Here is a 24,994-nt window from a genome sequence, read left to right as displayed (position 1 = left end):
TCCCCTCTGGCAGCCGGAACAACCGGCCGCCCCGTTTCCCCAGGACCCGACGTGATCCGATTCCCGCTGCCCTGCCCCGCTGCTGCCGATGACACCTGCCCTGCGCTGGGCACTGCCGGGGCACGCGCATGAACGATTTCGTACGCATCGTCGAAGTCGGCCCGCGCGACGGGCTGCAGAACGAACAGCAGGCCGTGTCCACTGCCGACAAGATCGCCTTGATCGATCGCCTGTCGGCCACCGGCCTGCGCACCATCGAGGCCACCAGCTTCGTCAGCCCGCGCTGGGTACCGCAGCTGGCCGATGCGACAGAGGTCTTCACCGGCATCAGCCGCCGCCCCGGCGTGGCCTACCCGGTACTGGTGCCCAACGAGCAGGGCTATGACCGCGCCGTGGCGGCGGGTGCGCAGGAAGTGGCGGTGTTCACCGCCGCATCGGAAACCTTCAATCGCAAGAACACCAATGCCGGCATTGACGAATCGCTGGCCCGCTTCCAGCCGATCCTGCGCCGCGCCCTGGTAGACGGCGTGCGCGTGCGCGGCTACGTGTCCACCGTGCTCGGCTGCCCCTACCAGGGCGAAGTACCGCTGGCCGACGTGGTGTGGGTGGCCCGCGCGCTGCACCGCATGGGCTGCTACGAAATCTCGCTGGGCGACACCATCGGCGTCGGCACCCCGCACAAGGCCCGCGCCATGCTGCAGGCGGTGGCCGCCGAAATTCCCATGTCCGCGCTGGCCGTGCACTTCCACGATACCTATGGCCAGGCCATCGCCAACATCGCCACCTGCCTGGAAGAAGGCGTGCGCGTGGTCGACAGCGCGGTGTCCGGCGCCGGCGGCTGCCCCTATGCCAAGGGTGCCAGCGGCAACGTGGCCAGCGAAGACGTGGTCTACCTGCTGCGCGGCCTGGGCCTGGAAAGCGGGGTGGATCTGGATGCCCTGGCCGCCACCGGCCGCTGGCTGGCCGGGCTGCTGGGCCGCACCACCGCCAGCCGCACCGGCCAGGCATTGGCGGCCACATGACCGCCCGCGGCCCGCGCGACCGTCCGGCCCTCGGCGAACCTTCCGCCGCAACCGACGTCGCCCTGGCCGCACTGGACAGCGCGCTGGCCGCCACCCCGCCGCCCGCGCAGGCCGCACTGCTGAAACAGGCCCGCCAGGCCTTGCTGGACGAGCGCCAGCGCGCCCAGGACCATCAATCACGCTACACCGCCCTGTTCGACGCCGTGCCCGACCCGGTCAGCATCCTCAGTGCCGAAGGCGTGGTGCTGGATGTGAACCGGGCCGGCATCCAGGCCTATGACCGTCCGCGCGACGCCATCGTCGGCCAGCCCATCGAACTGCTGAACCCGGACCTGCCCAGCGACCATCTGGAACCGGTCTGGGAAGCACTGAACCGCGGCGATACCTACGTCATTGAAGTGACCAACATGCGCGGTGACGGCAGCCGCTTCCCGGTGGAAGTGCACTCGGCCGGCTTCAGTGACCGTGGCGAGCGCTGCATCGTGGCGGTGGCGCGCGACCTCAGTGGCCGCTGGCGCGCCGAATCGCGCTACCGGCTGCTGATGGAATCGATCGACAAGGGCGTGATCCTGTTTGATCGCAACCTCAACGCCCTGTCGGCCAACCCGGCCGCGCACCGCATCCTGGGCCTGGCCGGCGATGGCACCGGCCTGCATTCGCTGCTGGACCCCGAAGCCTGGATTGTTGTGGACGAACACGGCCAACCACTGCCGACCGCCATGTGGCCGACCAACCGCTGCTTCCAGGCCGGGCGGGTGATCCGCAGCACGGTGATCGGTCTGTACCACCGACCGCGCGGGCGCATGCTCTGGCTGTCGTGCACCAACGTGCCGGTGTTCAGCAGTGGCTGCGACGAGGCCGGGCATGTGTATGCGATGTTCAGCGACATCACCGAACTGAAGCGCAACAGCCTGCTGTTCTCGCGCGCGCAGTCGCTGGCCCATATCGGCGGCTGGGAATGGGACCGCGGCCTGCAGCGCCTGTACCTGACCGACGAAGCCCGCCACATCGTCGGCCAGCCCAACGACGTGCAGGACATGCCCGACCTGCTGGACTGCCTGCGCAGCGATGACCGTGCGGCCCTGCAGCAGGCCCTGGCCGACACCATCGAGCACCGCAGCAGCTTCGGCCTGGAACTGCAGGGGCAGCGCCGCGATGGCCATTCGTTCTGGATCCGCATGATCGGCGAAGTGTCCACGGGGGATGTCGATGCCGCGCGCATCGCCGGCACCCTGCAGGACATCACCGAGCGCAAGCAGGCCGAGGAAACCCTGCGCGTGCAGGCGCGCACCGATCCGCTGACCGGCATCATGAACCGCGATGCGGTGCTGAGCGACCTGGAGGTGCGCATGGCCAGCCCCGGCCACGACCGGGTAGCGGTGCTGTACATCGACCTGGACCGTTTCAAGGTGGTCAACGACCTGCTGGGCCACAACGCCGGCGACGAGCTGCTGATCGAAGCCACCCAGCGCATCGCCCGCGCGATCGGCACCGAAGGCCTGCTGGCACGGTTTGGTGGCGACGAATTCCTGGTCATCTGCGATCTGCGCGACCAGCCCGACCAGGCCGAACAACTGGCCGAGCGCATCATCACCGCCTTCGTGCCGCCTTTCCAGCTGGGCAGCGACGAATTCCCGGTGACGGCCAGCATCGGCATCGCCTGCGCCCCGCAGGATGGCGACCGGCCGCAGCAGCTCATCCAGAATGCCGACACCGCCATGTACGAGTGCAAGCGCCGCACCCGCAACGGCTGGCAGGTGTTTTCGCAGGAACTGGCCGAGCGCCAGAACGACCGCCTGCAGATCGAAAGCCGCCTGCACAAGGCCTTGGACGGCGATGAGTTCCGCCTGGTCTACCAGCCCCAGGTGAACCTGCGCACCGGCGCCACCATCGGCTGCGAGGCGCTGATGCGCTGGCAGAACAGTCAGCTGGGGGAAATGCGCCCGGACCTGTTCATCCGCCATGCCGAACACACCGGCGACATCGTGCGCATCGGCCACTGGGCCCTGCGCGAGGCCTGCCGCCAGGTGCGGCAGTGGCGCGACGACGGCCTGGGCGTGTTGCGGGTGGCGGTGAACGTGTCCTACCGCCAGTTCACCGGCGACGACCTGGCGCGCAACGTGCGCAGCCTGCTGGACGAATTCGAACTGCCCGGAACCGCGCTGGAGCTGGAATTCACCGAGCGGGTGCTGATCGAGGACGCGCCCGATACCCTGCGCACCTTCGCCCGCCTGCGCGAGATGGGGGTAATGCTGACCATCGACGATTTCGGCGAAGGCTACAGCGCACTGAACTACCTGCGCCGGCTGCCGATCCATGGCCTCAAGCTCAGCCAGCTGTTCGTGGAAGGCATTCCACGCAACCGCTCGGACGTGGCAGTGTGCGAGGCGGTCTGCGCGATCGCCCGCAGCCTGGGCCTGGGCGTGGTGGCCGAAGGCGTGGAAAACGAGGCCCAGCGGCAGTGTCTGCTCGACCTGGGGGTGACCGTCGGCCAGGGCTTCCTGTTCGCCCACGGGCTGGAGCCAGCCGAGTTCGAGCGCCACCTGGCCCGCAGCCGCTGACCCCGCCCCGGTAGGTGCCAACCTTGGTTGGCACGATTTCCCGCCCGGTAGGTGCCAACCTTGGTTGGCACGATTTCCCGCCCGGTAGGTGCCAACCTTGGTTGGCACTGCTGGAACAGTCGAGCAAGCGCGACTCTACGTAAACCACCTACCCCACCCGCCTTTGCAGCACCGCACAACAGCGCACGCCGAACCTTCCGTTAGAATCGGCGGTTCTTGAACCTGCAGGACCGTGCAATGCAGCTGTCTTCCGTACGTGCCGTGATCACTGGCGGCGTTTCCGGCCTGGGCCTGGCCGTGGCCGAACACCTGGTGGCCCACGGTGGCAAGGTCGCCCTGTTCGATCTGAACGACGACAAGGGTGCAGCCGCAGTCGCGGCGCTGGGCGCCGACAAGGCCCGCTACTTCAACGTCAATGTCAGCGACGAATCCGCCGTGGCCACCGCCATCGACCAGGCACACGACTTCCTGGGCGGGCTGAACCTGGCCATGAACTGCGCCGGCATCCTCGGTGCCGGCCGCGTACTGGGCAAAGAAGCACCGATGCCGCTGGCCAACTTCCAGGGCACGGTGATGGTCAACCTGGTGGGCAGCTTCAACGTGGCCAAGGCCGCCGCCAACCGCATGCAGCACAACCCGGCCGGCGATGACGGCGAACGCGGCCTGATCATCAACACCGCCAGCGTGGCCGCCTACGAAGGCCAGATCGGCCAGGCCGCCTACTCGGCCAGCAAGGGCGGCGTGGTCGCCATGACCCTGCCGATGGCCCGCGAACTGTCGCGCTTCGGCATCCGGGTGAACACCATTGCCCCGGGCGTGTTCTGGACGCCCATGGTGGACGGCATGCCCGAGGCCGTGCAGCAGTCGCTGGCCGCCTCGATCCCGTTCCCCTCGCGCCTGGGCAAGCCGGAAGACTTCGCCAGCCTGGTCGGCCACATCATCGGCAACACCTACCTCAACGGCGAGACCATCCGCCTGGACGGCGCTACCCGCCTCGCTCCGAAGTGATTCCCCCGGGCGCCGGGATGGCGCCCTCCCCCAACCGACCTAGAACACCATGAAAGCCAACGACATCAAGAAGGGCAACGTCGTCGAGTACAACAACGGCGTGTACCAGATCCGCGACATCGAACGCAGCTCGCCGCAGGGCCGCGGCGGCAACGTGCGCTTCCGCTTCATCATGTACAGCGTGCCGGGCGGCAACAAGCTCGATGCCAGCTTCGATGCCGATGACAACCTGGTCGAAGTGGAACTGCTGCGCCGCCAGTCCACCTACTCGTACAAGGATGGCGATGCCTTCGTGTTCCTGGATGACGAGGATTACACCCCGTACACCCTGGATGCCGATGTGATCGGCGACGATGCCGGCTACATCACCGACGGCCTGAACGGCATCTACGTGCAGGTGATTGACGAACTGCCGGTGGCGATCCAGCTGCCGCAGAACGTGACCCTGGAAGTGGTGGAAACCCCACCGGAACTAAAGGGCGGCACCGCCACCAAGCGCCCGAAGCCGGCCAAGCTGAACACCGGCCTGGAAATCATGGTGCCGGAATACATCAGCAACGGTGAGCGCGTGCTGGTGAACACCACCACCGGCGAATTCGCCGGCCGCGCCGACTGAGCGCACTGCGCCGGGCATGGCCCGGCGCTGCTGCTGTTTGTAGATTCGTAGAGTCGCGCTTGCTCGACTGCGCCAAGCGTGCCAACCAAGGTTGGCACCTACCAGGAACGAGCGAACCAACCAAGGTTGGCACCCACCAGGAACGGGCGCGGGCAACCAGGGTTGGCGCCGACCACGCGCGTTCGGGCAAGGCCGTCGAGCTTGCTCGACGCTACGGGGCGGGCGCGGCGAAGCGGCCGCAGCCGTGATACTGGCGGGTGCCCACGGTCAGCATCGCGGTGGCCTCGAAATCCTGCCCGCTCATGTCGTCCTGGCAGGGCGTGCGCTGGAAGCTGAGCTTGATATCGGTGCCGTCGGCGGCCTTGCCCACCCAGCCATCGGCGCCTTCGGTAGGCGCCGGCACGTGGAAACGGCGCTGGCCGTAGTCCACTTCAACCTGCAGACCCGGCGCCGGTCCGCCGACAACGGCCAACCAGCCCGGCTCATTGCCGGTCGCGCGGAAAGCAGGCTCGCTGCCCGCAGTCGTGCCCGATGCGGGCGCTTCCGGGGATGCACTGGAGGTGGGGCGCGCGGGCTGGCACGCGGCCAGCACAGCGGCGAGGGAGACGGCCATCAAGGCGGAAACTGCACGCATGGCGTGACTCCTTGTCGCAACTACAGGAACCCTGACCGTACCATCGCGCTGTAAACGGGCACTGAAACCGGGGCCTGCGCACTGACGCACGGTTCAGGCAGGGTCGCCCGCAGATGCGGCCTGCTCGCGCAGACGCGTGGACAGCACGGCCAGGTTGCGATCGATCGCATCCATCTGCTCGCGCTGCTTCGGCGGCAGCTGCGCGCGCAACTGCAGGCGCAGCGCCTGCCAGGCCGGCACCGATTGCGCACTGGCCTGCGCGACCTCGCGTGCCAGCGCGGCCTGTTCGTCGCCAAGCGGTAGGCCGTAGCCCTGCCCCGGCAGCAGCGCACCCGGACGCAGCCACTGCCCGCTCTGCTGCAGCAGGCTGCGCAGATCCGCGGTGGCCGCACTGTCAGGTGCCGCCAGCAACCGCCGCTTCAGCACGTCGCGCGCGCGGAGTTCGGCCCGGCGCTGTGCCGCTTGTTCCAGCAACAGCAGGGCGGCGGTGGCGCGCATATCGCCGCGCTGCAGCCATCGCCCGCGCTGTTCCGGCGCCAGCTTCAACCAGCCCGACACCGTGTCCGCCGGCAGATCAAGCTGCGTGGCCGCTACCGTGAACAACTGCTGGTAATGATCGCGTGCGGATGCAAAGTAATAGCCCTGCGCCTGTGCCGATGCGCGGTCGGCCAGTACTGTTTCATCCAGCGCCTGCAAACGCACCAGGCGCTTGCGCAGGCCGCGCGGCGTCAGCTGCGCCAGGCCAGCCTGGCCCAGGCGTGGCACGCCCGCCTGCAGCAGCTTGGCGGTTTCCACCGCGCAGTTGTTGCTGACGAAGAAATAGCGGCCGTCGTAGCTCCAGTGCACCTGCGCGGTCCGTTCCAGCAGACTGGCGATCTCGCCGCGGTCCAGCTGCAGCGGCAGTGACTGCAGGCCGCGCAGCTCCACCTTGGTGTACTCGTCCACTACCTGCTGCAACGGCAGCACGAACAGGCGCGAGGGGTAGCCGCCGGTCAGCCCGCGCCAGTTGGAAATCTGCACATCGCCCACGAACGCGCGGAACGACAGCACGCGGTGGTAGGCCAGATCCAGACGGCAATCGGGGCCAGGCGCGCGGCCCGGGCGACAGATCACCAACCGCAGCATGCTGTGGCCCCAGCGGCTCATCGGCTGCGCACTGCCCTCGGCAAACAGATAGTCCACCGCGTACACCCGCGCCGGGTCCAGGCGCAGCAACGAGGCCGCTCCCTCTTCATCGTCGGCCTGCAGCAGTGGCAGCTGCACTGGGCACTGCGGTGCGGGCAGCGACGGTGGCACACCGAAGTGGGCTCGATACCACTGCGCCAGCGCCGGGCGGCGGCAGCCGAAGTCTGCGTCCAGTACGAAGTATTCGGCGTTCACCGCCAGGTACTCGGCCGCGCTGTGGCGCTCGTAGGCATCCGGGCTGCGATCGGTGAACGCGTTGTCACCCCGCCCCAGGTGCCAGGGGCGCCGCTGCCAGCCGGCCAGGTCACGCCAACGCGCGCTGCGTGACCATTGCCCGTCCGCGCGATCAGCCAGGTGCACCAGCTCGTGCACCAGCGCGCTGCGCCGCGCGCGACGTGCGCCCGGCGCACCGTCATCCAGCAGCGCGCGGCGCAGCGCGATGCCGCCGGCAAATGCACGGCCATGCACGTCCGACGGCAGGTCGGTACGCCAGCCCACCCGCACCTGCTCTGGCAGTGCCTGCAGCAGGCCGGCAGGCAGCAGGGCCTGCACATCGTCCAGAGTCTGCTGCGCGGTGTGCTGTTGCGCGGCGGTCAGTCCGGCCGGGTCGAGTTGCAGGCGGTCGGCGGCCTGCGCGGCCGGCGCCACCAGCCACGCCATCACGGCAATCCCGACCGCCACCGCAGCGCGCCACGGTAGCGCCGGGCCATGCCCGGCGACGGTGGTGGCCGAGCTCATTGCGCCCGCATCAACGGGCCAGCAGCGCCCGTGCCAGTTCCAGATCGCTCCGCTGCTGCGCGCCGGCATCCTGCTCGCGCAGGTGCACCAGCGCCGCCTGCAGGCGCGCACCACGGATCTGGCCATCGGTGGCCACGAAGGCCGCCGCATCATCGCGCGCGGCCAGCACCACCTTGTCATCACCGGAGCTGCTGCCGGACGAACCGGACGAGGCGCCAGTGGCCGAACCGGCCGAGGTACCGGCGAAGCTGGAAGCGAAGCCGACCAGCGGCAGGGACAGCAGGGCAAGCATCAGCGCGGATCGGATCATGGGGTGCGGTTCGCAGTGGGAATGGGTGAAGCGTAACGGCATCGTGAAGAAGATGCGCGACTCAAACGTCGAACAGCTTGCCGGGATTCAGCCGTGCTTCCGGATCGAAGGCGCGCTTGACCGCTTTCATCAACGCGATCTCGGCCGGGCCACGGGTGCTGTCCAGGTAGCCCTTCTTGACCAGGCCAATGCCGTGCTCGGCAGAAATGCTGCCATCGAAGCGCGCCAGCACCTGCGCCAGCAGCTTGGTCACGTGCTCGCACTGCGTTACGAAATCGGCATCGCTGGTGTCATCGGGCTTGAGCACGTTGATATGCAGGTTGCCATCGCCGATATGGCCGAACCAGACCACGTCAAACTGCGGGTAGGCCCGGCCGATCAGCCCCTGGGTTTCGGCCAGGAACGCCGGCATGGCCGAGATACGCACCGACACATCGTTCTTGTAGGGCTTGTAGCGGGCCAGTGCTTCGGTGATGCCCTCGCGCAGTCGCCACAGCTGGGCCGCCTGGGCATCGCTGGCGCTGATCACGCCGTCGCTGACCCAGCCATTGCCCATGCAGTCTTCGAAAGCCGCCATCGCCGCGGCTTCCTGCGCCTCGTCGTTGGCCGCGAACTCGGTCACCACGTAGTACGGGTGGACTTCGTCGAACGGTGCCTGCGCCCCATGCGCCAGCACGTGCTCCAGCGCGCGGTCGGTGAAGAATTCAAACGCCTGCAGCTGCAGGCGCGCGCGGAACGCGGCGAACACCTGCATCAGCACGTCGAAGCTGGGCACCGCCAGCAGCATCACGTTGCTGGCCGGCGGCGGGTCGGTCAACTTCACGGTGGCTTCCACGATCACGCCCAGCGTGCCTTCCGAACCGATCAGCAACTGGCGGAAATCGTAACCGCTGGAGTTCTTGATCAGGCCCTTGTTGAGCTCCAGCAGCTCGCCGCTGGCGGTTACCACCTTCAGGCCGGCGATCCACTCGCGGGTGTTGCCGTAACGGATCACGCGGATGCCACCGGCATTGGTGGCGATGTTGCCGCCGATCGAGCAGGAACCGCGCGCGGCGAAATCCACCGGGTAGATCAGGCCGTGTTCCAGCGCGGCATTGTGCAGCGCCTCCAGCGGCATGCCGGCCTGCACCACCAGGGTGCGGTCGACGGCATCGTAGGCCAGCGCCTTGTTCATCCGCTCCAGGCTGAGCACCAGCTCGCCGTTGGCCGCCACCGCACCGCCGGACAAGCCCGTGCGGCCACCGGAAGGCACCACGGCCACGCCTTCGGCCGCGCACCAGCGCATCACCGCCTGCACCTCGTCCACCGTGGCGGGCAGCGCGATGACCAGCGGTGCCGGGGTCCAGCGCCGGGTCCAGTCGCGGCCGTAGTGTTCCAGGTCGGCGGGCTCGGTCTTCAGCTTCAGGCCGGGACAGGCCTGCTGCAGCGAGGCGATGCGGGAATCGGTCATGACGGTCCAGCGCGGTGCGTGAAGAACGGGCAAGCGTGCCAGCGGCGCGGGCGGGCGTCCAGTCCTGTCGGCACGCGGGGATAGGTTCGAATGCAACCATTTCCGCACTGCACCATGGCGGCGGTGATCTGGCATAGTGAGCGGCCCCTGTCCCACTGGCCGTGCCGTCCCATGTCGCCGAAGAAGACCTCGTTCCCCAAGCAGGATATCCGCGTACTGTTGCTGGAGGGGGTCAGCCAGACCGCCGTGGAGGTGTTCACCGCCGCCGGCTACAGCCAGATCGAGGCCCACAGCAAGGCCCTGCCCGAAGACGAGCTGAAGGCGCGCATCGCCGAGGCACACATCGTCGGCATCCGGTCGCGCAGCCAGCTCAGTGCCGAGGTGCTGGCCGACGCCAAGCGCCTGATCGCGGTGGGCTGCTTCTGCATCGGCACCAACCAGGTGGACCTGGATGCGGCCGAGCTGGCCGGCATTCCGGTGTTCAACGCCCCCTATTCCAATACCCGCAGTGTGGCCGAACTGGTGATTGCCGAGGCGATCATGCTGACCCGTGGCATTCCGCAGAAGAACGCAGAGTGCCATCGCGGCGGCTGGTCGAAGTCGGCCAGCGGCAGCCACGAGGTGCGCGGCAAGACCCTGGGCATCGTCGGCTACGGCCATATCGGCACCCAGGTGGGCGTGCTGGCCGAATCGCTGGGCATGCAGGTGATCTTCCACGACGTGGAAACCAAGCTGGCACTGGGCAATGCACGCGCCGCGGCCAGCCTGGATGACCTGCTGGCGCGCGCCGACATCATCACCCTGCACGTGCCGGAAACCGCGTCCACGCAGTGGATGATCGGCAGCACCGAGCTGGCGAAGATGCGCAAGGGTGCACACGTGATCAACGCCGCACGCGGCACCGTGGTCGATATCGATGCGCTGGATGCCGCCCTGGCCAGCGGCCACATTGGGGGCGCAGCGCTGGACGTGTTCCCGGTCGAGCCCAAGGGCAACGGCGATATCTTCGAATCGCCGCTCACCCGCCACGACAACGTGATCCTGACCCCGCACGTGGGCGGCAGCACCCTGGAAGCGCAGGACAACATCGGCGTGGAAGTGGCGGCCAAGCTGGTGCGCTACAGCGATAACGGCAGCACCCTGTCGGCGGTCAACTTCCCGGAAGTGACCCTGCCCGAGCATGCCGACAGCCTGCGCCTGCTGCACATCCACCAGAACGTGCCGGGCGTGCTGTCCAAGGTGAACGAGATTTTCTCGCGCCACAACGTGAACATCGACGGCCAGTTCCTGCGTACCGACCCGAAGGTGGGTTACGTGGTGATCGACATCACCGCCAGCGAGGAACAGGCCAGCGCGGTGCGCGACGAGCTGGCGGCGATCGCGGGCACCTTGCGGACGCGCATTCTGTATTAACCCCGGCACAGCGCCATCCACGCATGGCGTGGATCTACCGGTAGCGCCGGGCCATGCCCGGCGGAATGCATCAACGCGCCAACCACCGGCGCGCCATGCGCTGCATTGATTCGTCCGATTGCGGATCTGCCGCGACCTCGGCCACCGGCCGCCAAGCCAGCGCCAGCGATTCCTCGCTCAGCACGAAGGCTTCGCCGCCCAGCGCACGGATCACGAAACGCACGTCGTAGTGCCAATGCCCCGGCACGTCCTTGCGTTCGGGAATCCAGTGCTTGTCCAGGTCGAAGATGGCCGGGTCTTCCAGCACCAGGCCGGTCAGGCCCGACTCTTCCTCGCCTTCCTTCAGCGCCACGTGGGCCAGGTCGCGGTCGCCATCGGCATGCCCGCCCAGCTGCAGCCAGCGCTGCAGCTTGCGGTGGTGGGTCAGCAGCACGCGCTGGCCATCGGCGCTGACCAGCCAGCAGCTGGCGGTGAAATGCCCGGCCAGGCGCTCGCGACGGAACGGATCTTCCGGATCGTCCAGTAGTGTGCCGAATTCGGCAGCCAGCTCGCCGTGGGACGGCTCCCGGCTGGCGTAATCCTGCAGCAGGCTGCGCAGCCGATCATCAAGCACGGCAAGGGATTGGACGGATTCGTTCATGAATGCGGGGCGATCTGGAAAACATCGGCCATTATCGCCGTTCATTGTTGCGATTGCGCTTGTGCGGTGGCTTCAGCTTTGGCTAAGGTACAGCGGGCCGTTCGCACGGCCTTCACCATTCCAGGCCGCCGGCAACGTATCGGTGGCCCTCCCAATCCGATCATCAGGAAAGTTCTGCATGCTGAAAGCTCTGTTGAGGGTCAAGCCGGTACAACCGGCCGGGCACGTCGATGCTGGCGAACCCATCGAAGGCAGCCTGGACGGCGAAGCCACGTTGAAACGGACCCTCACGGCTAAACACCTCATCCTGCTCGGCGTAGGTGCGGTGATCGGCGCAGGTATCTTCGTGCTCACCGGCCAGGCCGCGGCCAACCACGCCGGCCCGGCGGTGATGCTGTCGTTCGTGCTGGCCGGCTTCGCCTGTGCCCTGGCGGGCCTGTGCTACGCCGAATTCGCCGCGATGATGCCGGTGTCCGGCAGCGCCTATTCGTATTCCTACGCCACCCTGGGCGAAGGCATGGCCTGGTTCATCGGCTGGTGCCTGGTGCTGGAATACCTGTTCGCCTCGGCCTCGGTGGCCGTGGGCTGGTCGGCGTACCTGATCAGCTTCATCACCACCACCCTGCACATGCCGTTCCCGGACCTGCTCAGCGCCGCGCCCATCGCCTGGACCGGCAGCGAATTCGTATCGTCGGGCAAGCTGTTCAACCTGCCGGCGGTGCTGATCGTGGCGGCCGTGTCGGGCCTGCTGTACGTGGGCGTGACCCAGTCCGCGTTCGTCAACGCGATCATCGTGGCGATCAAGGTCACCGTCATCTGCCTGTTCATCGGCATCGGCGCGGCCCATGTCGACCCGGCCAACTGGCAGCCGTTCATCCCGGAAAACACCGGCGTGCCGGGTGAATTCGGCTGGAGTGGCATCTTCCGCGCGGCCACGATCGTGTTCTTCGCCTACATCGGCTTCGATGCAGTCTCCACCGCCGCCGGCGAAACCAAGGACCCCCAGCGCAACATGCCGATCGGCCTGCTCGGTTCGCTGGCGGTGTGCACCGTGGTCTACATCATCGTCTGTGCGGTGCTGACCGGCATGATGCCCTACCACCTGCTGGGCACCGACAAGCCGGTGGCTACCGCGCTGGAGCCCTACCCCACCCTGGCCTGGCTGAAGACCTTCGTCGAGATCGGCGCCATCGCCGGCCTGTCCTCGGTGGTGCTGGTGATGATGATGGGCCAGACCCGCATCGCCTACACGATCTCGCGCGACGGCCTGCTGCCGAAGTTCTTCGGCAAGGTGCATGCCCGCTTCCGCACGCCCTACTGGGCCACGATCGTGGTCGGCGTCATCGCCGCTGCGCTGGCCGGCCTGGTGCCGCTGAACGTGCTGGGCGAACTGGTGTCGATGGGCACCCTGCTGGCCTTCGCCACCGTCTGCATCGGCGTGCTGGTGCTGCGTTACAGCCGCCCGGAACTGCACCGCCCGTTCCGCGTGCCGGCGGTGTGGATCATCTGCCCGCTGGGTGCGGCCACCTGCCTGTTCCTGTTCTGGCAGGCGTTCGTGGTGCATTGGCACCTGTTCGTCGGCTGGACCGTGCTGGGCATGCTGATCTACCTGGGTTACGGCATGCGCAACAGCAAGCTGGCCAAGTCGCCCTGATCCCCCTACGGGCCGGCCCTGCGCCGGCCCGTCCGTTTTCCCCGCGCCGCCTCGAACGGCGCTTCGACAAGACCGACACACATGTTCAAGCAACTGTGGGCCACCAAGCATCCGCATGCCGCCCATGAAGACGCCAACGGGCTGAGCCTGCGCCGCCACCTGGGCCCCTGGGGCCTGACCGCGCTGGGCATCGGCGCGGTGATCGGCGGCGGCATCTTCGTCATCACCGGCCAGGCCGCGGCCAACCACGCCGGTCCGGCCATCATGCTGTCGTTCGTGCTGGCCGCGATCTGCTGCGCGTTCTGCGCGCTGGCCTATGCTGAGTTCGCCGCCATGGTGCCGGTGTCCGGCAGCGCCTACACCTACACCTACGCCACCTTCGGCGAACTGTCGGCCTGGTTCATCGGCTGGATGCTGGTGCTGGAATACGGCGTGTCGGCCTCGGCGGTGGCAGTCAGCTGGACCGGCTACTTCCTCAGTTTCCTCAGCCAGTTCGATATCCATCTGCCGGCGGCCCTGGTCAGCGCCCCACTGGACGCACAGCTGCGCCCGACCGGTGCGATCGCCAACATTCCCGCCGCCATCCTGGTGCTGCTGCTCACCTGGCTGTGCTACGTGGGCATCAGCAAGTCTTCGGCGATGAACATGGCCATGGTTATCCTCAAGACCGGCCTGATCGTGCTGGTGATCGTGGTCGGCTGGAAGTATGTGGACACCAGCAACTGGACCCCGTTCATCCCGGCCAATGAAGGCCCCGGCAAGTACGGCATGGAAGGCGTGCTGCGTGGCGCGGCCATGGTGTTCTTCGCCTACATCGGCTTCGAGGCGGTGTCGGTGGCGGCGCAGGAATCGCACCGTCCGCAGCGTGACATGCCGATCGGCATGATGCTGTCGCTGGTGATCTGCACCGTGCTGTACATCGCCATGGCCGCCGTGATGACCGGCCTGGTGCCGTTCCAGCTGCTGGGCACCGACGAACCGGTGGTGACCGCCGTGGCCGCGCATCCGCAGCTGGGCTGGCTGCGCTGGGTGGTGGAAGTGGGCGCCCTGATCGGCCTGGCCTCGGTGGTGCTGGTGATGGTGATCGGGCAGCCGCGCATCTTCATGATCATGGGCCGCGACGGCCTGCTGCCGCCGGTGTTCACCAAGATCCACCCGAAGTACCGCACCCCGCACATCAATACGGTCATCACCGGCATCGGCATTGCCTTGCTGGCGGCGCTGTTCCCGCTGGATATCCTGGGCGAGCTGACCTCGATGGGTACGCTGATCGCCTTCGCAGCGGTGTGTGCTGGCGTGCTGATCCTGCGCCGCACCCAGCCCGACCTGCCGCGCCCGTTCCGCATTCCGGCGGCCTGGCTGGTCTGCAGCCTGGGCGTGATCAGCTGCCTGGCACTGCTGTCGGCGATGACGCTGCACAACTGGATGCTGATGGGCGTATGGACCATCGTTGGCTTCGTGATCTATTTCGGCTACGGCTTCAGGCACAGCCGCCTGCGGGGCAAGTAAAGGGGGGGGGGTTGCAGGGCCTGCGGCCCTGCACCCGCAAGAGCAACGGCTAGAGCGGGTGTGCTGGTTTGGCGGGGCGGGTTGGGTTCGCGGGGGACGCCGTGAATCCGTCCCTGGAGGCTTAGCCGCGCCATCCATGGCGCGGATACCCCCGCGAACCCAACCCACCCCACCCGTGAAAGTCTCCCGGTGCGTCCGGATGATTCACGACATGCGTGGATGGACTCTGTCTGGGAGATGCTTCGGTGGTAGATCCACGCCATGCGTGGATGAACTCTGTCCGGCGAACGATGCTCCTGTAGAGCCGAGCCATGCTCGGCTGCGAGCAAGCGCAGCGCCGCGACCCGCTTTCCGCTCTTCCTTCTTCACTCCGTGGCTGGCGCGCACGGAACCTGTCCGTGGCCGGGCGGGGTGGGCTGGCGGGACCGCAGGCGCCATGGGCCCGAGGCATGCCTCGGGCGGGTTGGGCAGGACGCCCAACCCCGGTCTTGCCGGGCGCGCAGGATTGCGCGCGCGAGCAAGGCGCCTACGAGCCTCCATGGATGGATTTACGGCGTGTCCCGCCAGCCCACCCCGCCCGGCCAACCCAGGGAATCAGAACGGCGACCGAGCCACGAGGGGCTCAGCCGTTGGCCGAATCCAGTAAAATCACCCGCATGAACGCCCCCACCTTCCCCTACGACACCGCGCGCCTGAGCGAACTGGCCCAGCTGCTGATCGACAACGTCCGCGAACTGGCCCAGGCCGGCTGGACCCCGGCCACCAGCAGCAACTTCTCCCACCGCCTGGACGACCGCCACGCCGCGATCACCGTCTCGGGCAAGGACAAGGGCCGCCTGATCGAGGACGACATCATGGTGGTGGATTTCGACGGCCAGGCCGTCGGCCGCCCGCTGCGCCCGTCCGCCGAAACCCTGCTGCACACCCAGCTGTACCGCCGCTTCCCCGAGGTGGGCTGCGTGCTGCACACTCACTCCCCGGTGCAGACCATCGCCTCGCGCCTGTACGCCGCGCAGGGCCACATCCGGGTGGAAGGCTACGAACTGCTGAAGGCCTTCGCCGGCAACAGCACCCACGAAATGGCCATCGACATCCCGGTGTTCGCCAATACCCAGGACATGAACGTGCTCTCGGCCCAGGTCGATGACCTGCTGGACCGCCAGCCGCTGTGGGGCTACCTGATCGACGGCCACGGCCTGTACGCCTGGGGCCGCGACATGGCCGAAGCGCGCCGCCACATGGAAGCCTTCGAGTTCCTGCTGCACTGCGAACTGGAACTGCGCAAGCTGCGCGGCTGAACCATCGCGCACAGGCACATGCCCATTGGCCATCTGGCCGCCGCCTGCACCCTGCTACCCTGTCCTTCCCCCGGAATGTTCAAGCTGCCGCCATGAGCCGACTGCGCATCTACGACGACACCCGCCCCGACTCGCCGCTGCTGGATACCCAGGACGGCGCGGTCATCGCTGCCGAACTGCAGAAGATCGGCGTTACCTTCGAGCGCTGGCAGGCCGCCGCGCCGGTTGCCCCCGGCGCCAGCCAGGAGGAGGTGTTCGCCGCCTACCGCGCCGACATCGATCGCCTGGTGGCCGAGCGCGGCTTCAAGAGCGTGGACGTGGCCTCGATCGCCCCGGACAACCCGAACCGTGCAGAACTGCGCAGGAAGTTCCTCGACGAGCACTTCCACAAGGAAGACGAGGTGCGCTTCTTCGTCGCCGGCTCTGGCCTGTTCACCCTGCACGTGGGCGACAAGGTGTACGAGATCGAATGCGTGAAGGACGACCTGATCGCCGTGCCCGATGGCACCACGCACTGGTTCGACATGGGCGATGAGCCCAGCTTCGTGGCGATCCGTTTCTTCACCGAGCCGGATGGCTGGGTCGGTCATTTCACCGGCACCGACATCGCGCAGAAATTCCCGCGTTACATTCCTACCCAGGCGTCCTGATCCATGCAGCCCCGCGTCATCCTGACCGATATCGAAGGCACCACCAGCAGCATTTCGTTCGTCAAGAACGTGCTGTTCCCCTACGCCCGCCAGGCCCTGCCGGCGTTCGTGGCCGAACACGGCCAGCAACCGGAGATCCGCCGCTGGCTGGATGCGGTGGCCACCGAGATCGGCGGCGCCTGCCAGGACAGCCTGGTGGTGGAAACCCTGCAAGGCTGGATCGACCAGGACCGCAAGCACACCGCGCTGAAGGCGCTGCAGGGCGTGATCTGGGATACCGGCTACCGCCGTGGCGACTACACCGCGCACTTCTACCCCGAAGTGGCGCCGGTGTTGAAGGGCTGGCACGCCTCGGGCCTGCCGCTGTACGTGTATTCGTCTGGCTCGGTGCCCGCGCAGAAGCTGTTCTTCGGCTTCAGCGATGCTGGCGACCTGAGCCCGCTGGTGTCGGGCTGGTTCGATACCGAAGTGGGCGGCAAGCGTGAGGCTGACAGCTACCGCCGCATCGTGCAGGCCATTGGCGTGCCGGCCGGCGAGATCCTGTTCCTGTCCGATGTGGTGGAAGAGCTGGACGCCGCGCGCGAGGCTGGGCTGCAGACGCGCCTGATCGACCGCTTGGATGACTACCCGCTGCCGCGTACCGGCCAGGCCGCCAACGGCCACGAGCGGGTCGAGAATTTCCAGCAGATCCGGCTGTAACTGCAGAGAGTAGATGCCAACCTTGGTTGGCGTACGCCCAAAGATCGCGGTAGATGCCAACCTTGGTTGGCGTACGCCCAAAGATCGCGGTAGATGCCAACCTTGGTTGGCATGCTCCTGGCGTGCCAACCAAGGTTGGCACCTACCAGAGCGGGGTACGCCTGCGCGATTGTCCTGGCGTGCCAACCAAGGTTGGCACCTACCACAGCGGGGTGTTCCACTCTCAACGGTCGTTGAGGGTTTTCACCTGCAAGGCGGCACGCAATGCGCCCAGATCCACCGGGCCGCGCACGGCGATGTCGCGCGTCTCGCCCGGCAACAGATCCAGCAGGTTGTCCTCCACCTGCGCATCCAACGCACCAACGTCGATCCACGCGGCGCGCACATACGCCTTGCTCTGCAGTCGCAGGCGGTAGTGATCGCCCGCGATCTCCAGCGTGGCCCGCAGCGCCTGCGGCGGTAGTGCCTGTTCCTTGGCTTCAACGAAGCCCACCACCTGCCGCGCACTGACCTTGCCATCCTGCAACAGTTCGAACACCGCCACGGTGCGCGTCGGGTCGGCACCGGACAGTAGTTCGGCATCGCCGAAGTCACCCACAGACGTGACCCCGGCGGCGGCCAGGGTCACTGCCGCCTCGCGACGGCGCAGCACCTTGCCGTCCACATCCATCACCCGCAGCCGCCAACGCGCGTCCACTGCAGCGCCATCATTGATCAGGCGTACGCGGGTGCTGCCTTCGTCACGCAGGGCCGCCAGGGTGACCGGCGCGAAGAAACGACGCGCAGCGAAATGCAGTGCCTTCCAGCGCCCGAAGTAGTCCACGCTGGACCACGATGCACCCGGCCACACATCGTTGAGCTGCCAGTACAGCGTCCCCATGGTGTACGGCCGCGAAGCGCGATGATGCAGTGCGGCCAGTGCAATGCCATCGGCCTGCATCACCTGGCTCAGGTAGACGAAGTCCTCAAAGTCCTTCGGCGCACCATAACCGCGCTCGATATACTGCAGCAGGCGGCTGTTCCCTTCGCCGGCCATGAACTTCTGGTGGGCACGGATCACCGGACTGTCGACGCGCTGCTCGGCGCGCGTGGCGACCTGGTCCACCGTTGCCAGCGACGGCCAGGCCTGCAGGCCGTATTCGGACATGAAGCGCGGCGTCTCGTGCAGGTACGCCTGCACCGGCAGTGCCGGATTGCCCCAGACCTGCCAGTAGTGCTTGTCGCCGCGGGTGGAATCGTTGGCTTTTTGGTCCAGATCGTTGCTGGGCGAACTGGACCAATATGGCACGCCCAACCCGTCCTCAGACACCACCTGGCGCAGGTCGTTGCCGAACAGATCGACATAGCCCTGCCAGACCCGCGCGGCAAACGCCGGGTCGGCAGCCTTCAGGTCGCGGCCATGGCCCCAATCCTTCCACGCGGTCTCTTCTTCGTTGTTGCCACACCACAGCACGATGCTGGGGTGATGGCGCAGGCGCCGCACGTTGTCGCGCGCTTCGGCCACCACGCTGGCGCGGAACACCGGATCGTAGCCCGGCTGCATGCCACCGCCGAACATGAAATCCTGCCAGACCAGTAGACCCAGCTCGTCGGCAATATCAAAGAACGCGTCGTCCTCGTAGTAACCGCCACCCCAGTTGCGCAGCATGTTCATGTTGGCGTCGCGCGCGGCGGTCAGCACCTGGCGCAGGCGCGCCACGTCCACGCGCGCCGGGAACGCATCGAAGGGAATGACGTTGGCGCCCTTGGCGAAAATCTCCACGCCATTGATGACGAAGGCGAAGCCCTGCCCTCCCTTCTCGTCGTTCTCGCGGCGCAGTTCCACCGTGCGCAGGCCGATGCGCTGCTCGCGCTGGAGTGTCGGGTCGCCGCCAGCGCCCAGCTGCGCGCGCACCGAGTAGCGGTCCTGCGCGCCCTGCCCCACCGGCCACCAGCGCCGCGGATCAGCCAGCTCAACCGGAATCTCCACGCTGTTCTGGCCGGGCTGCAACAGCACCGGGCGCTGCACCGTGGCCACTACGCGGCCTTCGGGATCACGCACCTCCACACCCACCCTCGCCGAGCCGGCTGCACTGCCCTGCTCCACCTGCAGCAGCACGGCCAGCCGCGCCTGCTGCGCGTCCAAGGCATCGGTACGCACGGCCAGATCGGTCAAGCGGTGCGTGTCCCAGGCCTGCAGATCGACCCCACGCCAGACACCGGCGGTCACGTAACGCGGGCCCCAGTCCCAGCCGAAATGGTAGGCCGGCTTGCGTGCGAAGTTGCCGACCATCGCGTCCTTGGGCTCATCGCCGTAGGGCGAGGGATAGTTGCCGGCAATCTTGTGCGGCATCGCCTGCACGCCCGGAAGCAGGGTGCGGATGGGCGAACGGAACACGATCTGCAGTTCATTGCCGCTGGGCCGCAGGCGTCCTTCCACACGCGCGCGCCAGGTGCGGTGCGCGTTGTCGGCACGCAGCAGCGGCTTGCCGTTCAAGCGCACCTCCGCATAGGTGTCCAGGCCGTCGAAACGCAGTTCGGCATGCGCCTTGGCCAGGGTCGCCGCGTCTACATCGAAGCGCGCGCGGTATTCCCACGCTGCCAGGCCGATCCATTGCAGCTCGGCCTCCGGCGCGCCCACGTAGGGGTCGCGGATCAGGCCATGGGCCAGCAGGTCGGTGTGCACGCTGCCGGGTACGCGCGCCGTGCGCCACTGTTGCAGGCCGGGGTGCGCAGCGCCCTGCGCATCGCCGGGCAGCATGCGGAATTCCCACTGCGCCGGCAGCGGCGCGGCCAGCGCAGGGAAGCTGCCAAGCGCGAACAGCAGCAGGAGCAGACGGACAGCGAGGGGAAGACGGTGCACGTGTGAAACTCCTGTTGTGTGCGCCGGGCATGGCCGGCGAGCGCGCGGCGCGGCAGACCTCAGCGGACGACGTTCAGCACTTCGTAGCACGCGCCCATGGTGTGGTAATCCACCTTGCCGGCCGGGCTCTTCTCGTTGCTGTACTTGCGGTTATCCGCATCCAGGATGCGGAACCAGGCGCCATACTGGTGGTCGACGAAGTGCTCCCACGAATACGCCCACAGCCGGTCGTACCACTGCCAATAGCGGTCATCGCCGGTGCGCTGGGCCATCAGGGCGGCCGTGGCGAGGGTTTCGGCCTGCACCCAGAAGTACTTGTCGTCGTCGCAGACGAAGCTGTCGCCGCCAATCGGCGCACCGTCCATGCCCGGCTGGCGCCGCGATTCCGGCGCGAAGCCGTAGTACAGGCCGCCACGCGCTTCATCCCAGCTGCGCTCGACGGCCACGTCGAACAGGTGCTGGGCGGTGGGCACCAGCCAATCGGCCTGCACGTGGCGGTCCAGGATCAGCAGCAGCTTGGCCCATTCGGTCTGGTGGCCGGGCTGGAACCCCCACGGGCGGAACAGGTGCTTGGGATCGTCCAGGTTGTAGTTCCAGTCGATCTCCCAGTTGGTGTCGTAGTGCTCCCACACCAGCCCGCCGGCCTTGGCGGCCTGGCGCCGGGTCATGTTGTCGGCCAGCTGCAGTGCGCGCTGCACATAGCGCTGCTCGCCACTGGCCTCGAACGCGGCCAGCATCGCCTCGCACATGTGCATGTTGGCGTTCTGCCCGCGGTAGCCGGTGAAGTTCCACTGGCCGTCGGCTTCATCCTTGTACAGGCCGTGCCCGGCTTCCCAGAAGCGCGCTTCCAGCAGCTGCCAGGTTTCGTCCATCCACGCCCGGGCCTGTTCGACGCCGGCCTTCAGCGCGCAGCTGTAGGCCAGCAGCACGAACGCCACGCCGTAGCAGTGGTTCATATCGTCTTCGACTTGGCCATCGCGCAGGGTCCAGGCATAGCCGCCGGTGGCTGGGTTGCGGTGCACCTCGCGCAGGTAGCGCACGCCATGTTCAACGGCATCGCGGTACTCGGCGTTGCCGAATTCGCGGTAGGCCATGGCGTAGTTGAAGACGAAGCGGGTGCTGCTGACCAGGTGGCGGTGGCCGGCGTCATACACCGTGCCATCGTCCAGGAAGTAGTGGAAGAAGCCGCCGTTGGGGTCGATGCAGCGCGGGTGGTAGAACGCCATCGTGTCGGCGATGTGCGCGCGCAGGAACTCGGCCGAGCGGAACTGCGGAGCGAAGCGGGAGGCGGTCTGGGTCATGCGGAAAGTTCCTGGGTCTGCAGCAGCTGCTGCACTTCATCAAGCGAGGGCATGGCCGCGAAGGCGCCCTTGCGGGTGACCGCCAGCGCACCCACGGCCGCGCCGAAGCGCAGCGTTTCGGTGATCGCCTGCGGGTCCTGGCAGAAGGCAGCGAAGCCGGCGCCGGCACCGCCGCGCTCCAGCAGGCCCACCAGCACGCCGCCCACGAAGGCATCGCCGGCGGCGGTGGTGTCCACCGTGGCCACGCGGAAACTGGTGACCTGGCCCTGCTGCCCGCGGGTGTACCAGCGCAGCGTGGCGGCACCGTCGGTCACGATCACCCAGCGCGCCTGTGCGGCCAGCAGACGCTGCAGCACGACCTGGTCACCGTCGGCGCCGTGCGGCGCGGCCAGGTAGTCCAGCTCTTCGCGCGAGAGCTTCACCAGATCGGCACGCTCCAGCGCCTGCCACAGGCGCGGGCTGGGATCGGTGTCGGCCGGCCACAGCGCCGGGCGCAGGTTCAGGTCAAGGCTGACCACCGCACCGGCCGCGCGCGCACGCTCCATGCCGGCGAAGGTTGCCGCGGCAATGTCCGCTTCGGTCAGGCTGTTGGAACACACATGGAAACAGGCGGCACTGTCGAAGCAGGCGCCCTGGAAATCGCTGTCACGGAACAGCAGGTCGGCCGCCGGCGGCCGGTAGAAGCTGAAACTGCGCTCGCCGTGCGCGTCCAGCGCCACGAACGCCAGCGCGGTCTTGGCCGCATCGGTGCGCACGATGTAGTCGGTGCCCACGCGGTGCTCGGCCAGGCTGTCGGCCAGGAAGTCACCAAACATGTCCCGGCCGAGCATGCCCACGAACTGGGTGCGCGCACCCAGCCGGGCAGCAGCCACGGCAACGTTGGCCGGCGCACCACCGGCGTACTGCAGGAACGCACGCGGGGTGTCGGCCGAGGCCGGCGGCTGCGCTAGTAGATCGATCAAAATTTCGCCGAAGCAGACGATCGCACCCATTTCGGACTCAGCCTCCCTGCGGGCCGACGGCCGGCGGGCGCGAGCCCACCAGACCGTAGAAGATGATGTAGACGTAGCAGACCACCGGCAGCACGAAGCTCAGGTGCAGGCCGATGCGATCGGCCAGCATGCCCTGCAGCAGCGGAATGATCGCGCCACCGACGATGGCCATGATCAGCAGGCTGGAGGCCTTGTTGGTCAGCGGACCCAGGCGTTCGATGGCCAGCGAGAAGATGGTCGGGAACATGATGGAATTGAACAGGCCGGTAGCCACGATGCCGTACAGCGCCACCTTGCCGCCCGAGCCCAGGGTGACCGCCAGCAGCACCACGTTGGCCAGCGCGAAGCCGGCCAGCAGGCGGCGCGGCGAGAACTTGGCCAGCAGCCAGGCGCCGGCGAAGCGGCCAACCATGGCGCAACCCCAGTAGGCCGACACGTAATGCGTGGCCTGTTGTTCACTCATGCCGCCGATTTCCGGCAGCGCCAGGTAGTTCACCATCAGGCTGCCGATGGACACCTCGGCGCCCACGTAGAAGAAGATCGCCAGTACGCCGAACAGCACGTGCGGCTGCTTCAGCGCATCCAGCAGGGTGTGGTGGCTGCTGTCGGCCTGCTCGGTGGTTTCGGTCAAGCTGGGCAGGCGGAACAGGTAGACGAACACCGCCAGCAGCACCAGCGCGATCGCCAGGCCTACATAAGGGCCCTGCACCGACTGCGCTTCGGCAGTGCGGTAGGCCAGCTGCTCGGCCATCGGCATCGCCTTGATCTCGTCACCGCTCTTCACCGCGGTGCTCAGGATCAGGAAGCCGCCGAACAGCGGCGCCAGCGTGGTACCCAGCGAGTTCAGCGCCTGCGCCAGGGTCAGGCGGCTGGAGGCGGTTTTTTCCGGGCCCAGCAGGGCCACGTACGGGTTGGCCGCCACCTGCAGCACGGTGATGCCGGTGGCCAGCACGAACAGCGAGGCCAGGAAGGCGTCATAGGTACGCAGCGCGGCCGACGGCCAGAAGCCCAGCGCGCCCACACCGGCAATCAGCAGGCCGGCGATGATGCCCTGCTTGTAACCCAACCGCGCCACCAGCCGACCGGCCGGCACCGACATCAGGAAGTACGCCCCGAAGAAGGTGAACTGCACCAGCATGGCGCGGGTGTAGTTCAGCTCGAACACGGCCTTCAGGTGCGGGATCAGCACATCGTTGAGGCTGGTCAGGAAGCCCCACATGAAGAAGATGGTGGTGGCCACCCACAGGGCCGCGCGGGCATTCATCACCGGCGCCTGGCTGCTGTTGGATCCCGATGGACGGGGCGTTGCGGAAATCGGCATGCGTTTCGCGCCTCGATGCGCGTGTAGGTCGTTGGTACGTGGAAGGGAAAAGGTCTTGCTAAATCAGCTCGGCCGCGCGGCACTGCTCTCGCGCACGCGCAGCTGCACCGGGGCGACGGTGCGCCGCGGCGGTGCATCGGGATCATCCAGGCGTTGCAGCAGCAGCGCGGCGGCCTGGCGGCCACGCTCGCGCGGGTCGGCGGTCAGGGTGGTCAGCGGCGGCACGGCCACCGAGGCCTCGGAAATATCATCGAAACCGGTTACTGCGAAATCACCGCCGGGGCGGATGCCGCGGGAGTTCAGGCCCAGCATCAGGCCCAGCGCGACGGTGTCGTTGTAGCAGACCGCGGCACTGGGTCGATGGCCGTCGGCGAACAGTTCATCGGTGCGCGCGGCCGCTTCCAGGCGATTGGGCGCCGATTCGATCATCCAGCCCGGCGGCAGCGCCAGGCCCGCCTCGGCCAGGGCCTGCTGGAAGCCGGCGCGGCGCTGGTGGCAGGAACTGGAATCGGCATGGCCGCCGAAGAAGGCGATCTGCTGGTGGCCGCGCTCGATCAGGTGGCGGGTGGCCAGATAGGCGCCGTGCTGGTTGTCCAGGGTCAGGAAGTCCCAGTCGGCCCCTTCCAGTTCGCGGTTGAACAGGAGCACGTTGGCGTTGGCACCCAGCGCCTGGCGCAGCAGCGTGGCATCGCTGCCTTCGGCCGGCGACAGGATCAGGCCCGCCGGTGTGTGTTCCATCAGCGTGGACAGCACCGCCTGCTGGCGCTGCGGCGATTCGCCGGTGCTGCCCAGCAGGGTGACATACCCTCGCCCGCCCAACGCCTCGTCCACGCCAGAGGCAAATTCAGCGAAGAACGGGTTGGACAGATCGTTGATGACCAGCGCGATGCTGCTGGAGGTTCGCCGGCGCAGGTTGGCCGCCGCGCGGTTGTAGACGTAGCGCTGGCGGCGCAGTTCGGCTTCCACCTTGGCCCGGGTATCGACATTGACCAGCGGACTGCCACGCAGCACCAGCGAGACGGTGGCGCGCGACACGCCGATCGCGCGGGCGATGTCGGTCACCGTCACCGCCTTGCCGGAACGCTTGCTGGAAGTGCCGTCGTTGTCGTTCATCGCTGTACCGGGCTCCTCGGGAGGGTCAAGCCTAATGG

Annotated in this window: 19 protein-coding genes and 1 pseudogene; 10 read left to right on the top strand and 10 right to left on the bottom strand. The window is 67.5% G+C overall.

The features are described from left to right. Nucleotides 1-128: 128 nt before the first annotated feature. From C1922_RS09325 to yeiP, 4 genes are all read left to right on the top strand, one after another. Nucleotides 129-1,022 (top strand): hydroxymethylglutaryl-CoA lyase, encoded by an 894-nt coding sequence (locus C1922_RS09325; protein ID WP_108749491.1) that lies wholly within the window; start codon nt 129-131, stop codon nt 1,020-1,022. Next, nucleotides 1,019-3,583, top strand: a complete 2,565-nt coding sequence (locus tag C1922_RS09320) for an EAL domain-containing protein (protein WP_108749490.1) — start codon at nt 1,019-1,021, stop codon at nt 3,581-3,583. The genes C1922_RS09325 and C1922_RS09320 overlap by 4 nt, the downstream gene beginning before the upstream one ends. A gap of 237 nt (nt 3,584-3,820) precedes the next feature. Further along, nucleotides 3,821-4,591, top strand: coding sequence for an SDR family NAD(P)-dependent oxidoreductase (locus tag C1922_RS09315; protein WP_108749489.1), 771 nt, complete (start codon nt 3,821-3,823; stop codon nt 4,589-4,591). Nucleotides 4,592-4,640: 49 nt separating this feature from the next. Continuing rightward, nucleotides 4,641-5,207, top strand: a complete 567-nt coding sequence (gene yeiP, locus C1922_RS09310) for an elongation factor P-like protein YeiP (protein WP_108749488.1) — start codon at nt 4,641-4,643, stop codon at nt 5,205-5,207. 211 nt (nt 5,208-5,418) lie between these two features. Here the strand turns inward: yeiP and C1922_RS09305 are convergent. From C1922_RS09305 to C1922_RS09290, 4 genes and pseudogenes are all read right to left on the bottom strand, one after another. Further along, nucleotides 5,419-5,712 (bottom strand): annotated as a pseudogene (locus tag C1922_RS09305) (hypothetical protein); the annotation flags it as partial. Nucleotides 5,713-5,934: 222 nt separating this feature from the next. Further along, a complete protein-coding gene (locus C1922_RS09300; RefSeq protein ID WP_108749486.1) occupies nt 5,935-7,764 on the bottom strand; it encodes a DUF4105 domain-containing protein in 1,830 nt (609 codons plus the stop codon). A 10-nt stretch (nt 7,765-7,774) separates the two neighbouring features. Continuing rightward, nucleotides 7,775-8,074 (bottom strand): DUF2388 domain-containing protein, encoded by a 300-nt coding sequence (locus C1922_RS09295; protein WP_108749485.1) that lies wholly within the window; start codon nt 8,072-8,074, stop codon nt 7,775-7,777. A 61-nt stretch (nt 8,075-8,135) separates the two neighbouring features. Further along, nucleotides 8,136-9,524, bottom strand: coding sequence for an FAD-binding oxidoreductase (locus tag C1922_RS09290; RefSeq protein WP_108749484.1), 1,389 nt, complete (start codon nt 9,522-9,524; stop codon nt 8,136-8,138). Nucleotides 9,525-9,695: 171 nt separating this feature from the next. On the opposite strand from C1922_RS09290, the gene serA reads away from it, so the two are divergent. Beyond that, nucleotides 9,696-10,937 (top strand): phosphoglycerate dehydrogenase, encoded by a 1,242-nt coding sequence (gene serA / locus C1922_RS09285; protein WP_108749483.1) that lies wholly within the window; start codon nt 9,696-9,698, stop codon nt 10,935-10,937. A gap of 70 nt (nt 10,938-11,007) precedes the next feature. On the opposite strand, the gene C1922_RS09280 is transcribed toward serA, so the two are convergent. Next, a complete protein-coding gene (locus C1922_RS09280) occupies nt 11,008-11,622 on the bottom strand; it encodes an NUDIX hydrolase (protein WP_108749482.1) in 615 nt (204 codons plus the stop codon). Between the two features lie 133 nt (nt 11,623-11,755). Between C1922_RS09280 and C1922_RS09275 the strand changes: the two genes are divergently transcribed. The 5 genes from C1922_RS09275 to mtnC all read left to right on the top strand — a co-directional run bounded on the left by C1922_RS09275 (nt 11,756) and on the right by mtnC (nt 17,387). Further along, complete coding sequence (locus tag C1922_RS09275; RefSeq protein WP_108749481.1) at nt 11,756-13,231, top strand: amino acid permease; 1,476 nt, start codon at nt 11,756-11,758, stop codon at nt 13,229-13,231. Between the two features lie 81 nt (nt 13,232-13,312). Next, nucleotides 13,313-14,740: an amino acid permease gene (locus C1922_RS09270; protein WP_108749480.1), complete on the top strand. Its 1,428-nt coding sequence runs from the start codon at nt 13,313-13,315 to the stop codon at nt 14,738-14,740. 656 nt (nt 14,741-15,396) lie between these two features. Continuing rightward, entirely contained in the window at nt 15,397-16,038 is a 642-nt protein-coding gene (locus tag C1922_RS09265; protein ID WP_108749479.1) for a methylthioribulose 1-phosphate dehydratase, read from the top strand. 92 nt (nt 16,039-16,130) lie between these two features. Then, complete coding sequence (locus C1922_RS09260) at nt 16,131-16,688, top strand: acireductone dioxygenase (RefSeq protein WP_108749478.1); 558 nt, start codon at nt 16,131-16,133, stop codon at nt 16,686-16,688. Nucleotides 16,689-16,691: 3 nt separating this feature from the next. Further along, nucleotides 16,692-17,387 (top strand): acireductone synthase, encoded by a 696-nt coding sequence (gene mtnC / locus C1922_RS09255; RefSeq protein WP_108749477.1) that lies wholly within the window; start codon nt 16,692-16,694, stop codon nt 17,385-17,387. A gap of 223 nt (nt 17,388-17,610) precedes the next feature. On the opposite strand, the gene C1922_RS09250 is transcribed toward mtnC, so the two are convergent. From C1922_RS09250 to C1922_RS09230, 5 genes are all read right to left on the bottom strand, one after another. After that, the gene (locus C1922_RS09250) at nt 17,611-20,229 is read right to left on the bottom strand and encodes a glycoside hydrolase family 2 protein (RefSeq protein WP_108749476.1); all 2,619 of its coding nucleotides are present in this window, start codon (nt 20,227-20,229) and stop codon (nt 17,611-17,613) included. 59 nt (nt 20,230-20,288) lie between these two features. Next, on the bottom strand, nt 20,289-21,530 hold the full coding sequence (locus C1922_RS09245; RefSeq protein WP_108749475.1) for an AGE family epimerase/isomerase: 1,242 nt from the start codon (nt 21,528-21,530) through the stop codon (nt 20,289-20,291). After that, complete coding sequence (locus C1922_RS09240; protein WP_108749474.1) at nt 21,527-22,522, bottom strand: carbohydrate kinase; 996 nt, start codon at nt 22,520-22,522, stop codon at nt 21,527-21,529. Before C1922_RS09240 ends, C1922_RS09245 begins: the two co-directional genes overlap by 4 nt. 7 nt (nt 22,523-22,529) lie before the next feature. Continuing rightward, nucleotides 22,530-23,843 carry an L-fucose:H+ symporter permease gene (gene fucP / locus C1922_RS09235; protein WP_108749473.1) on the bottom strand — a complete coding sequence of 438 codons (1,314 nt, stop codon included), beginning with the start codon at nt 23,841-23,843 and terminating at the stop codon, nt 22,530-22,532. A 63-nt stretch (nt 23,844-23,906) separates the two neighbouring features. Next, complete coding sequence (locus C1922_RS09230; RefSeq protein ID WP_108749472.1) at nt 23,907-24,956, bottom strand: LacI family DNA-binding transcriptional regulator; 1,050 nt, start codon at nt 24,954-24,956, stop codon at nt 23,907-23,909. Nucleotides 24,957-24,994 lie beyond the last annotated feature (38 nt).

Source organism: Stenotrophomonas sp. ZAC14D2_NAIMI4_7 (assembly GCF_003086675.1).
GTDB lineage: Bacteria > Pseudomonadota > Gammaproteobacteria > Xanthomonadales > Xanthomonadaceae > Stenotrophomonas.
This window is presented reverse-complemented; position numbering and strand designations above follow the sequence as displayed.